A 14,732-nucleotide genomic window follows, 5' to 3' on the forward strand; every position below is an offset into this window, starting at 1 on the left:
CGGAACAAATCTCGCAAATTTCTTGCCTGAAGGTGCTTTTTATTCGGACTGCTCACCCCAATCGTTTACCATAGAGACGTCAATTTTTAACAGGATGAGATTACTGGTGTCTGACTCTGCCGCGCGCCCGACTTTTTTGTTCCACGATTACGAAACCTTTGGTACCCATCCGGCGCTGGACCGACCGGCGCAGTTTGCGGCTATCCGAACCGATGACGAATTTAACGTCATCGGCGAACCCGAGGTGTTTTACTGTAAACCCGCCGATGACTACCTGCCGCAGCCGGGCGCGGTGATGGTGACGGGCATCACGCCTCAGGAAGCGCGGGATAAAGGCGTTAGCGAAGCAGAATTTGCCCGTCGCATCCACGACCTGTTCACGGTGCCTGATACCTGCGTGGTGGGTTACAACAACATCCGTTTTGACGATGAAGTGACGCGCAATATCTTCTACCGCAACTTCTACGATCCCTATGCCTGGAGCTGGCAGAACCGCAATTCGCGCTGGGATTTGCTGGATATTATGCGCGCCTGCTATGCGCTGCGCCCGGAGGGAATTAACTGGCCGGAGAACGACGACGGCTTGCCGAGCTTCAGGCTCGAGCACCTGACGCGGGCCAACGGCATCGAGCACAGCAACGCCCACGACGCGATGGCAGACGTCTACGCGACCATCGCTATGGCGAAGCTCGTAAAAACCGCGCAGCCTCGCCTGTTTGAGTATCTGCTGAGCCATCGCAGCAAGCAAAAGCTGATGACGCTGATTGACGTGCCGCAGATGAAACCGCTGGTGCATATTTCAGGGATGTTCGGCGCGTGGCGCGGGAACACAAGCTGGGTGGCGCCGCTTGCCTGGCATCCGGACAACCGTAACGCCGTCATCATGGTGGATCTTGCCGGGAATATCTCGCCGCTGCTTGAGCTCGACAGCGACACCTTACGTGAACGGCTCTATACGCCGAAAGAGGCGCTGGGTGACCTGCCAGCCGTACCGGTAAAACTGGTGCACATCAATAAATGCCCGGTGCTTGCGCAGGCCAACACGCTGCGTCCGGAAGACGCCGACCGGCTGGGGATTAACCGTCAGCACTGCCTCGATAACCTGAAAGTGCTGCGCGACAACCCGCAGGTGCGCGAGAAAGTCGTCGCCATTTTTGCCGAAGCAGAGCCGTTCGTGCCGTCTGATAATGTGGATGCGCAGCTTTATAACGGCTTCTTCAGCGATGCCGATCGCGCGGCGATGAACATCGTGCTGCAAACCGACCCGCGTAACCTGCCTGCGCTGGATATCACCTTCGCAGATAAGCGTATTGAGAAGCTGATGTTTAACTACCGTGCGCGCAACTATCCCGGCTCGCTGGATGAAGCAGAGCAGGAGCGCTGGTTACAGCATCGGCGCAACGTGTTTACACCGGAGTTTCTTAATAGCTATGCCCAGGAGCTGGAGATGCTTTACGGCCAGTATGAAGGGGATGCTGAGAAACAGGCGCTGCTGAAAGCGCTGTTCCAGTACGCGCAAGAGATTGTCTGAGTAGCGGGTACAAAAAAGCCGGAGGCGATGTCTCCGGCTTTTTTTTGCCGGGTGTCGCTAACGCTTACCCGGCCTACAAAACTGTAGGTCGGGTTGAGCATAGCCGCCACCCGACACAGTCTTACGCGACGTCTTCGTACTGAGGAACCGGGTTGCGGAAGCTCTTCGTTACGCAAGCCAGGTAAATCAGACCGATTGCACCCCAGATCAGACCCAGAACCATTGAGCTCTCTTCCAGGTTGATCCACAGGGCGCCCACCGTCAGGGCACCACACACTGGCAGCACCAGATAGTTGATGTGATCCTTCAGCGTCTTGTTGCGCTTCTCACGGATCCAGAACTGCGAAATCACGGAGAGGTTAACGAAGGTGAACGCCACCAGCGCACCAAAGTTAATCAGCGCAGTGGCCGTTACCAGGTCGAACTTGATCGCCAGCAGGGCAATCGCGCCCACCAGCAGCACGTTCCACGCCGGGGTACGCCATTTCGGATGCACGTAACCAAAGAAGCGAGTTGGGAACACACCGTCACGGCCCATCACGTACATCAGACGAGAAACGCCCGCGTGCGCTGCCATACCGGATGCCAGTACGGTGACGCTGGAGAAGATCAGCACGCCCCACTGGAAGGTTTTACCTGCCACGTACAGCATGATTTCAGGCTGCGATGCATCCGGATCTTTAAAGCGAGAGATATCCGGGAAATACAGCTGTAAGAAATAAGACGCACCGATGAAGATCAGGCCGCCAATCAGCGCGGTCAGGAAAATCGCTTTCGGGATCACGCGCTCGGCATCTTTGGTCTCTTCAGACAGAGAAGAGATACCGTCGAAGCCCAGAAACGAGAAGCACAGGATAGTCGCCCCGGTGATCATCGGCACAACGTGCGCACCTTCAGACCAGAACGGACGGGTGCTGGTCAGCGTACCTGCGCCTTCACCGTGGGAAACGCCGTAGATGATCAGCCCAACGATAACCGCAACAATCCCCATCTGAAGGATCACGATCAGGGTGTTGAAGTTAGCCACGGTCTTGATGCTGCGCAGGTTAGAGATGGTCATAAAGGCCACCAGCGCCACAACGAAGATCCACGACGGTACGGAAGGCACCAGCGCTTCGAAGTAAATTTTTGCCAGCAGAATGTTGATCATCGGCATGAACAGGTAGTCCAGCAGTGATGACCAGCCCACCATAAAGCCAACAGCCGGGCTAATGGATTTCTGAGCATAGGTGTACGCAGAGCCTGCGGACGGGAAACGGCGAACCAGTTTACCGTAGCTCAGCGCTGTAAAGAGAATGGCGACCAGTGCAAAGGCGTACGCCGTTGCAACGTGACCGTCAGTAAGGCCTGATACGATACCGAATGTATCGAACAGCGTCATCGGTTGCATATAGGCAAGGCCCATCATAACAACCGGAATCAACGTAAGCGTTTTACGTAATTCCACGCGAGAGGTGTTTGGAGTTGCGTTATGCGACATAGTTATTCTCCTTTACGGTGATAACCGCCACGTAAGCGAAAAATTGCCCCATTTCTTTCTTCCTCAGCGACAACAACTGTCGGATTTTAGTAAATATCTATCCGGTACGAAGCCCGGCCTCTTGGTTTTTAGTTTCGTTTCGTACATGCAAAAAAAAATAACCGACGCCTTTTATATCGTCGATTATTCATTTGTTTGCAGCGGCGGCATTTTGCCCTATTCTAGATACAAAAGGCAATACATTGAGAAACCTGCCCATAAATTAATTTTACTAACTGGTTGATTTCCCATCATCTGCCTGAGTGTAAACTGTCGCGATAGCACTATTTGCTAAAATTTCGTCTCGCCACCAGGCGCTGGCAAGCCCGGCGGTCTGTTCACTCCAGCCCACCCATACCGATTCGTTACTGCTCTGCGCTAAAACCTGTTTTTCCACCAGCGCGCCGCTTTCAGTAAAGCGCTGTGCTAAATAACGGGGAAGGTAGCCGCACCCCAGGCCGCTTATTTGCAGTTCCAGCTTGGTTTTAAAATCAAAAACGGTGATGGCCTCCTGCTCATCCAGAAGCTGCGATGAAATGCCGCACTCGGGGCGGGAGCTGTCTCCCACCACAATGGCGCGATGGTTTTTAATGACGCGTCTTGAAACAGGCTCCGGTTCATTCGCCAGCGGGTGGTGAGGCGCAACGGCAAAGATCTGCTCCAGAACGCCCAGCCGGGCGAAACCAAATTCACTCAGTTGAGGAGGCTCATGCAGCGCTCCAACGATGATATCCGCCCTGCCCTGCGTTAAGGCATCCCACGAGCCGCCCAGCACGCCGTTGATAAAAACCAGCCGCGTGACGCTATGGCGCTGATAGAACGCCTCAATAAGCGGGGTAAGCAGCGAAAAAGGGAAAGTATCATCAACCCCAATCACCAGCTCATTTTCCCAGCCCTGATGAAGTTTGACGGCCTGTTTTTCCAGCTCGCGAACCGTATGCAGCACGTCACGCCCTTTTTCCAGCAGCATCTGCCCAGTACGGGTGAAACGCGCGCGATGGCCAGTGCGGTCAAGAATTTGAATATTAAGATCGCTCTCGAGCTTTTGCACGGTGTAGCTCAGAGCCGAAGGGGTTTTATAGAGCTTCGCCGAGGCGGCGGCAAAGCTCCCCTCTTTTTCCAGCGCATCCAGAATAACAAGAACATCCAGCAACGGTTTCATCTTCGCCCCCTTGCGGTGTGCGATGGCCTCCGCCGGCGCAATTATTCCATGGGCATAACCAGCGGATCGGGATACTGATATTCAAATCCCAGTTCATGGCAAATACGATTGCCATCAATAATTTTGCCTTTGCGCTCCCCCTGCGCCTCACTGAACACCGGCGGCGCCAGACCCAGCTGGCGCGCCATCAGCGGATAAAAGGTGCTGCGTGGCGGATGCGAAGGCGCACATATATTATAGATGTGCCCCCCTTTCGGAGCCTGTAAAAGCAGCTCTATCGCACCGATAACATCTTCTAGGTGTACAAGGTTAACGCCGTGCTGACCATCCGGCGCGGATTTACCGGCAAAGAAGCGTCCCGGATGACGCCCCGGCCCCACCAGCCCGGCGAGGCGTAAAATATCCACCTGCGTGCCAGGCAGATTGTGCAGCCAGTCTTCCAGCTCTTTCAGTACCCGTCCGCTGGCGGTTACCGGACGGCGCTCGGTGTTTTCTTTCGCCGTACCGTCGATATCGCCATAGACGGAGGTCGAGCTGGTGAAAATGATACGCGGAATATGGTGCGCCAGGGCGCTGTCGACAATCTCCTGCACCGCCTGCAGGTAAAACGTCTCGCCCGGCCCGCTGCGCCGCGCCGGTAAGGTAATGACCAGTGCGTCCACATTCATCAGTTCATCCAGCTCGTCGGTATCGCAGATAAGCTCGGGTTCGAGACGCAGCTCGACACCATCAATGCCGCACATGCGCGCCGCCTCAACCCCGTCCCGCGTGGTCTTACTCCCTGTCACCTGCCAGCCTTTCGCGGCTAATGACATCGCCAGTGGCATTCCTAACCACCCTAATCCGACAATCGCGACCTTTTTCATGACATTCTCCGCTTAACGACGCCTGTTATAAGGCTACGCCAGCCTTATGGAACGCACAATTCATACCATCAATATGAAATGAATTAATGATCAAAAAAAGCCCTTGCTTTATGGCGTACAACTGGTTTAGGTTAAAAGACATCAAATGCATAAGCATTCAACGAGAATTTATATGACACGCGTTCCTTTTAAAAACCACCATCATCACCATCATCCTGACTAGTCTTTCAGGCGATGTGTGCTGGAAGACGTTTGGATCTTCCAGTGGTGCATGAACGCATGAAAAAGCCCCCGGAAGATCTTCTTCCGGGGGCTTTTTTTTGGTCCGCATTCAGACAGGTTAAAACAGGTTAACGAGGAACACAGAATGTTAGATAACTCACGTTTACGCATAGCTATTCAAAAATCAGGCCGTTTAAGCGACGATTCACGCGAACTGCTGGCCCGCTGCGGGATTAAAATCAACCTGCACACCCAGCGCCTGATCGCCCTGGCTGAAAATATGCCGATCGACATTCTGCGCGTACGTGATGACGATATTCCGGGCCTGGTCATGGATGGCGTCGTTGACCTCGGCATCATCGGCGAAAACGTACTGGAAGAAGAGTTATTAACCCGCCGCGCGCAGGGCGAAGATCCGCGCTACTTTACCCTGCGTCGTCTGGACTTTGGCGGCTGCCGCCTGTCGCTGGCCACGCCGGTTGATGAAGCCTGGGATGGCCCGGCCGCGCTGAACGGCAAACGTATCGCCACCTCTTACCCTCACCTGCTGAAGCGTTACCTCGATCAAAAAGGCGTGCAGTTTAAATCTTGTCTGCTGAACGGCTCTGTTGAAGTGGCGCCGCGTGCGGGCCTGGCCGATGCCATCTGTGACCTCGTCTCCACCGGCGCCACGCTGGAAGCCAACGGCCTGCGCGAAGTGGAGGTGATCTACCGCTCCAAAGCGTGCCTTATCCAGCGCGACGGCGAGATGGCGGAGGCTAAACAGCAGCTCATCGACAAGCTGCTGACCCGTATTCAGGGCGTGATTCAGGCGCGTGAATCCAAATACATCATGATGCATGCGCCAACCGAGCGCCTGGACGAAGTGATTGCCCTGCTGCCAGGTGCTGAGCGCCCAACCATTCTGCCGCTGGCGGGCGACCAGCAGCGCGTGGCGATGCACATGGTGAGCAGCGAAACCCTGTTCTGGGAAACGATGGAAAAACTGAAGGCGCTGGGCGCGAGTTCTATTCTGGTGCTGCCAATTGAGAAGATGATGGAGTAACGACCATGAGCTTTAACACAATCATCGACTGGAATACCTGTAGCGACGCGCAACAGCGTGAGCTGCTGATGCGCCCGGCAATTTCCGCCTCGGAGAGCATCACCCGCACCGTGGCGGAGATCCTCGATAACGTCAAAGCCCGCGGAGACGACGCGCTGCGTGAGTACAGCGCGAAGTTTGATAAAACTGAGGTCGACGCGTTACAGGTCACCGCGCAGGAGATCGCCGGGGCGGAAAGCCGCCTTGGGGATGAGATCAAACAGGCTATGGCCGTCGCGGTGAAAAATATTGATACCTTCCACACCGCGCAGAAATTGCAGGCGGTGGATGTGGAAACCCTGCCCGGCGTGCGCTGCCAGCAGGTGACGCGCCCGGTGGCGTCCGTTGGCCTCTATATTCCTGGCGGCTCTGCCCCGCTGTTTTCGACCGTCCTGATGCTGGCCACTCCGGCACGTATTGCCGGTTGTCAGAAGGTGGTGCTCTGCTCTCCGCCACCGATCGCCGATGAGATCCTGTATGCGGCGAAGCTGTGCGGCGTGCAGGCGATCTATAAAGTGGGCGGTGCGCAGGCGATTTCCGCCCTGGCGTTCGGGACGGAGTCTGTTCCCAAAGTCGACAAAATCTTTGGCCCTGGCAACGCATACGTTACCGAAGCGAAGCGCCAGGTCAGTCAGCGTCTGGACGGCGCGGCGATTGATATGCCTGCCGGTCCGTCTGAAGTGCTGGTGATTGCCGACAGCGGCGCTACACCGGATTTCGTGGCCTCTGACCTGCTCTCGCAGGCCGAGCACGGCCCTGACTCGCAGGTGATTTTACTGACGCCAGATGCCGACATGGCAAAACGCGTGGGCGAGGCCGTTGAGCGTCAGCTGGCCGACCTGCCGCGTGCGGAAACGGCGCGTCAGGCGCTATCGGCCAGCCGACTGATTGTGGCTCGCGATATCGACCAGTGCATCGCCATCTCCAATCAGTACGGGCCGGAGCACCTGATCATTCAGACCCGCAACGCGCGCGATCTGGTCGACAGCATAACCAGCGCAGGCTCGGTGTTCCTCGGGGACTGGTCACCGGAATCCGCCGGGGATTACGCCTCCGGCACCAACCACGTGCTGCCCACGTATGGCTATACCTCAACCTGCTCCAGCCTGGGGCTGGCGGATTTCCAGAAGCGCATGACCGTGCAGGAACTCTCCCGCGAGGGATTTGCCTCGCTGGCGTCGACCATTGAAACCCTGGCCGCCGCCGAGCGCCTGACTGCCCACAAAAATGCCGTGACGCTGCGCGTTGCCGCCCTGAAGGAGCAAGCATGAACATCGAAGAATTAGCCCGCGAAAATGTCCGTCGCCTGACGCCCTATCAGTCTGCGCGTCGTCTCGGCGGGAACGGCGACGTCTGGCTGAATGCCAACGAATACCCCACGGCGGTGGCCTTTGAGCTCTCGCAGCAGACGCTGAACCGCTACCCGGAGTGTCAGCCGAAAGCGGTGATCGAGAACTATGCGCAGTATGCAGGCGTGAAGCCTGAGCAGGTGCTGGTCAGCCGTGGGGCGGATGAAGGGATTGAGCTGCTGATCCGCGCCTTCTGCGAGCCGGGCAAAGACGCGGTGATGTACTGCCAGCCCACCTACGGGATGTACAGCGTCAGCGCCGAAACCTTTGGCGTGGCCTGCCGCAACGTACAGGCGCTCGACAACTGGCAGCTGGATTTGCAGGGCATCGCCGATAACCTTGACGGCGTGAAGGTGGTGTTTGTCTGTAGCCCGAACAACCCCACCGGGCAGATTATCAATCCGCAGGATATCCGTTCCCTGCTGGAAATGACGCGCGGCAAAGCGCTGGTTGTGGCCGACGAAGCCTACATTGAGTTCTGCCCGCAGGCGACACTGGCAGGCTGGCTTGAAGAGTATCCGCATCTCGTTGTGCTGCGCACTCTGTCCAAAGCGTTCGCTCTCGCCGGTCTTCGCTGCGGTTTTACGCTGGCAAATAAAGCGGTTATCGACCTGCTGCTAAAAGTGATCGCCCCGTATCCGCTCTCAACGCCGGTTGCCGATATTGCGGCACAGGCGCTGGCCCCGCAGGGCATCAGCGCGATGCGCGAGCGTGTGGCGCAGATCCTGGAGGAGCGTCAATATCTAGTCGATGCCCTGAAAACGATTCCGTGCGTGGAGCAGGTGTTCGACTCGGAGACCAACTACATCCTGGTGCGCTTCACCGCCTCAAGCGCGATATTTAAATCGTTGTGGGATCAGGGCATCATCTTACGAGACCAGAATAAACAACCTACCCTGAGCGGCTGCCTGCGTATTACCGTCGGCACCCGCGCGGAGAGCCAGCGCGTGATTGACGCCCTGAAAGCGGAGAAAGTATGAGTCAGAAGTATCTCTTTATCGATCGTGACGGCACCATCATCTCGGAGCCACCCAGCGATTTTCAGGTCGATCGTTTCGACAAGCTGGCGTTTGAACCCGACGTGATCCCGGTGCTGCTGAAGCTTCAGAAAGCAGGCTATAAGCTGGTGATGATCACCAACCAGGACGGTCTGGGCACCGACAGCTTCCCGCAGGCGGACTTTGACGGCCCGCACAACCTGATGATGCAGGTGCTGACCTCGCAGGGCATCGCCTTCGACGAGGTGCTGATCTGCCCGCATATGCCTGCCGACGAGTGCGACTGCCGCAAGCCAAAATTGAAGCTTGTTGAACGTTATCTGGCTGAAGAGGCGCTGGATAAAGCCAACAGCTATGTGATTGGCGATCGCGTCACGGATATCACGCTGGCGGAAAACATGGGCATTGCGGGTCTGCGCTATAACCGCGACACGCTAAACTGGGCGATGATTAGCGAGCAGCTCACCAGACGCGACCGCTATTCTCACGTTGAACGCAACACCAAAGAGACGCAGATCGACGTGAAGGTCTGGCTCGATCGTGAAGGCGGCAGCAAGATCCACACCGGCGTCGGTTTCTTCGACCATATGCTGGATCAAATCGCCACTCACGGCGGCTTCCGCATGGAGATCGCCGTTAAGGGCGACCTGTATATCGACGATCACCACACCGTGGAAGATACCGGCCTGGCGTTGGGCGAAGCCCTGAAGCTGGCGCTCGGCGACAAACGCGGCATCAACCGCTTCGGCTTTGTTCTGCCGATGGACGAGTGCCTGGCGCGCTGCGCGATGGATATCTCCGGGCGTCCGCACCTGGAATATAAAGCCGACTTCACCTACCAGCGCGTGGGCGATCTCAGCACCGAGATGGTGGAGCACTTCTTCCGCTCGCTTTCTTACACCATGGGCCTGACGCTGCACCTGAAAACCAAAGGCAAAAACGATCATCACCGCGTCGAGAGCCTGTTCAAAGCCTTTGGCCGTACCCTGCGCCAGGCGATCCGCGTGGAAGGTGACGCCCTTCCCTCGTCGAAAGGAGTGCTGTAATGAACGTGGTGATTCTGGACACCGGATGCGCCAACCTGAACTCCGTACAGTCGGCGATTATGCGCCACGGCTACGAGCCGGTGGTAAGCCGCGACCCGGACGTGGTGCTGCGCGCGGATAAACTCTTTCTGCCGGGTGTAGGCACCGCCCAGGCGGCGATGGATCAGATCCACGAGCGCGAGCTGGTTGAACTCATCAAAGCCTGTACTCAACCGGTGCTGGGCATTTGCCTCGGCATGCAGCTGCTTGGCCGCCGAAGCGAAGAGAGCAATGGCGTTGATCTGCTGGGCATTATTGAAGAAGACGTGCCGAAAATGACCGACCACGGCCTGCCGCTGCCGCACATGGGCTGGAATCGCGTTTATCCGAAAGCGGGCAACAGGCTGTTCCAGGGAATCGAAGACGGCGCGTACTTCTATTTCGTTCACAGCTACGCCATGCCCGTGAATACCTACACCATCGCCCAGTGCAATTACGGCGAGGCGTTCACCGCCGCCGTGCAGAAAGATAACTTTTACGGCGTGCAGTTTCACCCGGAACGCTCCGGCGCCGCCGGCGCGCAGCTGCTGAAAAATTTCCTGGAGATGTGATGATAATTCCCGCTTTAGATTTAATTGACGGCACGGTTGTTCGTCTCCACCAGGGCGATTACGGACAGCAGCGCGACTACGGCAACGACCCGCTGCCGCGGTTACAGGCTTACGCCGCGGAGGGCGCTGAGGTGTTGCACCTGGTCGATCTGACCGGCGCGAAAGATCCGGCCAAACGCCAGATCCCACTGCTTAAAACACTGGTGGCTGGCGTGGACGTCCCGGTGCAGGTGGGCGGCGGCGTGCGTACGGAAGCCGATGTTGCCGCCTTACTGGACGCGGGCGTGGCGCGCGTGGTAGTCGGTTCGACCGCTGTGAAAGATCCTGAGACGGTCAAGGGCTGGTTCCGCCGCTTCGGCGCGGATGCGCTGGTGCTGGCGCTGGATGTGCGCATTGACGCGCAGGGTAACAAGCAGGTCGCGGTCAGCGGCTGGCAGGAAAACTCCGGCGTAACGCTGGAAGAGCTGGTCGGGATGTATCTCCCGGTAGGGCTGAAGCATGTGCTGTGCACGGATATTTCACGCGATGGTACGCTCGCAGGCTCTAACGTCTCACTGTATGAAGAGGTTTGCGCGCGTTATCCGCAGGTGGCGTTTCAGTCCTCTGGCGGTATCGGCGACCTGGCGGATATCGCCGCTCTGCGCGGAACCGGTGTACGCGGCGTGATCGTGGGTCGCGCGCTGCTGGAAGGCAAATTTACGGTGAAGGAGGCGATTCAATGCTGGCAAAACGGATAATTCCTTGCCTGGACGTGCGTGATGGTCAGGTTGTAAAAGGCGTGCAGTTCCGCAACCACGAGATCATTGGCGACATCGTTCCCCTGGCTAAACGCTATGCCGAAGAAGGCGCAGACGAACTGGTATTTTACGATATCACCGCCTCCAGCGATGGCCGCGTGGTGGACAAAAGCTGGGTGGCGCGCGTGGCAGAGGTGATTGATATTCCCTTCTGCGTGGCGGGCGGGATTAAATCTGCTGACGATGCGGCGAAAATTCTCTCTTTCGGTGCGGACAAAATTTCGATTAACTCCCCTGCGCTCGCAGATCCGGAGCTGATTACGCGTCTGGCGGACCGCTTTGGCGTGCAGTGCATTGTCGTGGGGATCGACACCTGGTTTGATACCGCAACGGGCAAATATCACGTTAACCAGTACACCGGCGACGAAAGCCGCACGCGCGTCACCCAATGGGAGACGCTGGACTGGGTGCAGGAAGTGCAAAAACGCGGTGCGGGTGAAATCGTGCTGAACATGATGAACCAGGACGGCGTTCGTAACGGTTACGACCTCGGGCAGCTGAAAAAAGTGCGCGCGGTCTGCCAGGTTCCGCTGATTGCCTCCGGCGGCGCGGGCACCATGGAACACTTCCTTGAAGCCTTCCGCGATGCGAACGTAGACGGCGCGCTGGCCGCTTCCGTGTTCCACAAACAGATTATCAATATTGGTGAGTTAAAAACGTACCTGGCCGACCAGGGCGTGGAGATCAGGGTATGTTAACAGAGCAACAACAGGCGCAGCTGGACTGGGAAAAAACTGACGGATTACTGCCGGTGGTTGTACAGCATGCCGTTTCAGGCGAAGTGCTGATGCTGGGATACATGAACCAGGAGGCACTGGCAAAAACGCTCGACAGCGGCAAGGTGACGTTTTTCTCGCGCACCAAGCAGCGTCTGTGGACGAAAGGGGAAACCTCGGGTCACTTCCTGAATGTGGTCAGCATTACGCCTGACTGCGACAACGACACCCTGCTGGTGTTGGTCAACCCGATTGGGCCGACCTGCCACAAAGGCACCAGTAGCTGCTTCGGCGAGGCGAGCCATCAGTGGCTGTTCCTCTATCAGCTGGAACAGCTGCTGGCAGAGCGTAAATCAGCGGATCCCGAGAGCTCATACACGGCGAAGCTGTACGCCAGCGGCACCAAACGTATTGCGCAGAAAGTGGGTGAAGAAGGCGTTGAAACGGCGCTGGCGGCCACCGTGCATGATCGGGAGGAGCTGACGAACGAAGCGTCGGATTTGATGTATCACCTGCTGGTGCTGCTTCAGGATCAGGAGCTGGATTTAACGACGGTGATTGAGAATCTGCGGAAACGGCATAAATAAAAAAAGACCGGGGAAACCCGGTCTTTTTTTGTGTGTAAATCAGGCTCTTGGTTTGTAGTTTCTCAGCGCGTTACGGCCAAGGACGACAGCAGAACCGATGATCCCGCCGAGGAGAACGGCAAGGATGAGGGTGATGGCCTTTTTAGGGCTGTCACGTCGGATAGGTAGGTTCGGCTTCATGACGTAACGGTAGACGTGAATAGTGTCTGGGTTAACGTTGAGATTCTGAATATCCAGCAAATTCTGCTTAGTTTGATAATATAGACTAGTAAAAACCAGCGGACGAGACGCTTCGTTTTCAATCATCGATTTCAGGGCTTCACTACCCAGCAGGAACATGGTTTCTTGGGTCACATCCTGTGTTTGCTGAATCTGAGGACCACTGATTTTCGCGGCTTCTGCGTTTTTTAGTGCCTCAGTAATCTGCTTAATACGCAGATCTTTTTGCTCCTGCGCGACCTTCTCTTGGTTTTGAAGGGAGTCGTTTAAGGTTGTAATCTGCTGCTTGAGGTTATCGCTAAGATCAAGCGTCAGCTCTTTTGCCGTCTGCTCATCGACCTGTTGGATGTACTGCGCCAACTGCTTTTGCGCTGCTTCAGCCGATTCACCCTGATAGCTTACAGTTAATGGTAACATCTGACCTTTAACAGTAGGTTCGATAGAGAGTTTTTCCGGTTCTTCTTGGTTTTCCAAGGCTTGTGCTAAGGCTGAAAAGGATGAGTTAAAACGACCAATGGCACGATTCTGTATATCGGTCATTGAAGGGCCAGCGCCACGATAGAGTATGTTCAGAGCATTAGAATAGGTTGCAATTTGTGCTGCATCAGGCTGGGCAATGATAGCAGATGATGTCCATTTTTCTTGGACAACAGTGATGTATACAGCAGCAAGAACGATAAATACAGCGATGAACGTCCCTATTACCCACTTACCACTCCACAATTGCAGCACTAAATCGAGAAAATCAATTTGTTCCGAGTCATTACTGCGTGCGACCAGGTTATTGTTGTTTTGCGTCATACAATCCCTAACAGATGAAAAAGGGCAAACATAATCTTGTTTCCATAGTGTATCTGTTGCTGAGGAATTTTCTATAAGAATCCGATGAGTTATATCGGAAAGATGGGTTATGTATGTCTAGTTTAACGAGTTATTATAGACAGACTTTGATGCCCACTGGCATCAATAAGAACACAGATTAAATGAGGGAAGCTATGAAATTTTTGGTTACTGGCGCGGCGGGCTTTATCGGTTCTCATGTCAGCAAGCGCCTGCTTGATGCAGGGCATGAAGTTGTTGGTATTGATAATCTGAATGATTACTATGACCCAAACCTTAAGCTCGCCCGTCTCGATCTGCTCAAATCCGAGAATTTCACCTTCCACAAGCTGGACTTAGCGGACCGCGAGGGCATGGCCGCGCTATTCGCTGAGGAGAAATTTGACCGCGTGATCCATCTTGCCGCACAGGCGGGCGTGCGTTACTCGCTGGAAAACCCGCATGCCTACGCAGATGCTAACCTGGTAGGTCACCTAAACGTGCTGGAAGGCTGTCGCCACAACAAGGTTCAGCATCTTCTGTATGCTTCATCCAGTTCCGTTTATGGCCTCAACCGTAAGATGCCATTTTCTACTGACGACTCCGTAGACCATCCGGTATCCCTGTATGCGGCAACCAAAAAAGCCAATGAGCTGATGTCGCATACCTATTCGCATCTGTACAACCTGCCGACCACTGGCCTGCGCTTCTTTACCGTCTATGGCCCCTGGGGACGCCCGGACATGGCGCTGTTTAAATTCACCAAAGCTATGATTGAAGGCAACAGCATCGACGTATACAACTACGGCAAGATGAAGCGCGACTTCACCTATATCGATGATATTGCGGAGGCGATTATTCGCCTACAGGACGTCATTCCTCAGGCCGACGCAGACTGGACAGTCGAAACCGGTTCGCCAGCAACCAGCTCTGCCCCGTATCGCGTGTATAACATCGGTAACAGTTCACCTGTCGAACTGATGGATTACATCACTGCGCTTGAAGAGGCGCTGGGCAAAGAAGCGGTGAAAAATATGATGCCGATCCAGCCGGGGGACGTGCTGGAGACCAGTGCGGACACCAAAGCTCTGTATGACGTTATTGGGTTTAAACCACAAACCTCAGTCAAAGAAGGCGTGAAAAACTTCGTCGACTGGTACCGCAACTTCTATAACGTTTAAAAACAAAAAACCCGGCAGATTGCCGGGTTTTTTTATATCACGATTT

At 55.6% G+C, this 14,732-nt stretch carries 16 protein-coding genes and 1 other annotated feature; of the genes, 11 read left to right on the top strand and 5 right to left on the bottom strand.

Features of this window, described 5'->3' with window-relative positions:
• The first annotated feature begins 94 nt into the window (after positions 1-94).
• Positions 95-1,531 (top strand): exodeoxyribonuclease I, encoded by a 1,437-nt coding sequence (gene sbcB / locus ACQG0S_RS14170; RefSeq protein ID WP_414629779.1) that lies wholly within the window; start codon positions 95-97, stop codon positions 1,529-1,531.
• A gap of 121 nt (positions 1,532-1,652) precedes the next feature.
• On the opposite strand, the gene ACQG0S_RS14175 is transcribed toward sbcB, so the two are convergent.
• The 4 genes from ACQG0S_RS14175 to ACQG0S_RS14190 all read right to left on the bottom strand — a co-directional run bounded on the left by ACQG0S_RS14175 (position 1,653) and on the right by ACQG0S_RS14190 (position 5,078).
• Complete coding sequence (locus tag ACQG0S_RS14175) at positions 1,653-3,011, bottom strand: APC family permease (RefSeq protein WP_022648602.1); 1,359 nt, start codon at positions 3,009-3,011, stop codon at positions 1,653-1,655.
• Positions 3,001-3,063 (bottom strand): membrane protein YoeI, encoded by a 63-nt coding sequence (gene yoeI / locus ACQG0S_RS14180; RefSeq protein WP_099458931.1) that lies wholly within the window; start codon positions 3,061-3,063, stop codon positions 3,001-3,003. The genes ACQG0S_RS14175 and yoeI overlap by 11 nt, the downstream gene beginning before the upstream one ends.
• 219 nt (positions 3,064-3,282) lie before the next feature.
• A complete protein-coding gene (locus tag ACQG0S_RS14185; protein ID WP_048966313.1) occupies positions 3,283-4,212 on the bottom strand; it encodes a LysR substrate-binding domain-containing protein in 930 nt (309 codons plus the stop codon).
• Positions 4,213-4,253: 41 nt separating this feature from the next.
• The gene (locus ACQG0S_RS14190) at positions 4,254-5,078 is read right to left on the bottom strand and encodes an SDR family oxidoreductase (RefSeq protein WP_006811206.1); all 825 of its coding nucleotides are present in this window, start codon (positions 5,076-5,078) and stop codon (positions 4,254-4,256) included.
• A gap of 172 nt (positions 5,079-5,250) precedes the next feature.
• On the opposite strand from ACQG0S_RS14190, the gene hisL reads away from it, so the two are divergent.
• The 9 genes from hisL to hisIE all read left to right on the top strand — a co-directional run bounded on the left by hisL (position 5,251) and on the right by hisIE (position 12,467).
• Positions 5,251-5,301 carry a his operon leader peptide gene (gene hisL / locus ACQG0S_RS14195; protein WP_099516347.1) on the top strand — a complete coding sequence of 17 codons (51 nt, stop codon included), beginning with the start codon at positions 5,251-5,253 and terminating at the stop codon, positions 5,299-5,301.
• Positions 5,277-5,400 (top strand) — a sequence feature (His leader region). Its footprint overlaps the gene before it by 25 nt.
• A 45-nt stretch (positions 5,401-5,445) precedes the next feature.
• On the top strand, positions 5,446-6,345 hold the full coding sequence (gene hisG, locus ACQG0S_RS14200) for an ATP phosphoribosyltransferase (protein WP_032623983.1): 900 nt from the start codon (positions 5,446-5,448) through the stop codon (positions 6,343-6,345).
• 5 nt (positions 6,346-6,350) lie between these two features.
• Complete coding sequence (hisD, locus tag ACQG0S_RS14205) at positions 6,351-7,655, top strand: histidinol dehydrogenase (protein WP_023300525.1); 1,305 nt, start codon at positions 6,351-6,353, stop codon at positions 7,653-7,655.
• Complete coding sequence (gene hisC / locus ACQG0S_RS14210; protein ID WP_022648605.1) at positions 7,652-8,713, top strand: histidinol-phosphate transaminase; 1,062 nt, start codon at positions 7,652-7,654, stop codon at positions 8,711-8,713. Before hisD ends, hisC begins: the two co-directional genes overlap by 4 nt.
• Positions 8,710-9,777: a bifunctional histidinol-phosphatase/imidazoleglycerol-phosphate dehydratase HisB gene (gene hisB, locus ACQG0S_RS14215; protein WP_063137665.1), complete on the top strand. Its 1,068-nt coding sequence runs from the start codon at positions 8,710-8,712 to the stop codon at positions 9,775-9,777. The genes hisC and hisB overlap by 4 nt, the downstream gene beginning before the upstream one ends.
• A complete protein-coding gene (hisH, locus tag ACQG0S_RS14220; RefSeq protein WP_023300527.1) occupies positions 9,777-10,367 on the top strand; it encodes an imidazole glycerol phosphate synthase subunit HisH in 591 nt (196 codons plus the stop codon). The genes hisB and hisH overlap by 1 nt, the downstream gene beginning before the upstream one ends.
• The gene (gene hisA, locus ACQG0S_RS14225) at positions 10,367-11,104 is read left to right on the top strand and encodes a 1-(5-phosphoribosyl)-5-[(5-phosphoribosylamino)methylideneamino]imidazole-4-carboxamide isomerase (protein WP_032654196.1); all 738 of its coding nucleotides are present in this window, start codon (positions 10,367-10,369) and stop codon (positions 11,102-11,104) included. Before hisH ends, hisA begins: the two co-directional genes overlap by 1 nt.
• Positions 11,086-11,862 (top strand): imidazole glycerol phosphate synthase subunit HisF, encoded by a 777-nt coding sequence (gene hisF, locus ACQG0S_RS14230; protein WP_063137666.1) that lies wholly within the window; start codon positions 11,086-11,088, stop codon positions 11,860-11,862. Before hisA ends, hisF begins: the two co-directional genes overlap by 19 nt.
• Positions 11,856-12,467 (top strand): bifunctional phosphoribosyl-AMP cyclohydrolase/phosphoribosyl-ATP diphosphatase HisIE, encoded by a 612-nt coding sequence (gene hisIE, locus ACQG0S_RS14235; RefSeq protein WP_023306558.1) that lies wholly within the window; start codon positions 11,856-11,858, stop codon positions 12,465-12,467. The genes hisF and hisIE overlap by 7 nt, the downstream gene beginning before the upstream one ends.
• A gap of 39 nt (positions 12,468-12,506) precedes the next feature.
• Here the strand turns inward: hisIE and wzzB are convergent, their stop codons facing one another.
• Positions 12,507-13,487 (bottom strand): LPS O-antigen chain length determinant protein WzzB, encoded by a 981-nt coding sequence (gene wzzB / locus ACQG0S_RS14240; RefSeq protein ID WP_063137667.1) that lies wholly within the window; start codon positions 13,485-13,487, stop codon positions 12,507-12,509.
• Between the two features lie 194 nt (positions 13,488-13,681).
• Here wzzB and ACQG0S_RS14245 point away from each other — a divergent pair, with 194 nt between their 5' ends.
• Positions 13,682-14,686: an NAD-dependent epimerase gene (locus tag ACQG0S_RS14245; RefSeq protein WP_063137668.1), complete on the top strand. Its 1,005-nt coding sequence runs from the start codon at positions 13,682-13,684 to the stop codon at positions 14,684-14,686.
• Positions 14,687-14,732: the final 46 nt, after the last annotated feature.

It is taken from the genome of Enterobacter cloacae complex sp. 418I7 (genome assembly GCF_050030705.1).
GTDB lineage: Bacteria > Pseudomonadota > Gammaproteobacteria > Enterobacterales > Enterobacteriaceae > Enterobacter > Enterobacter intestinihominis.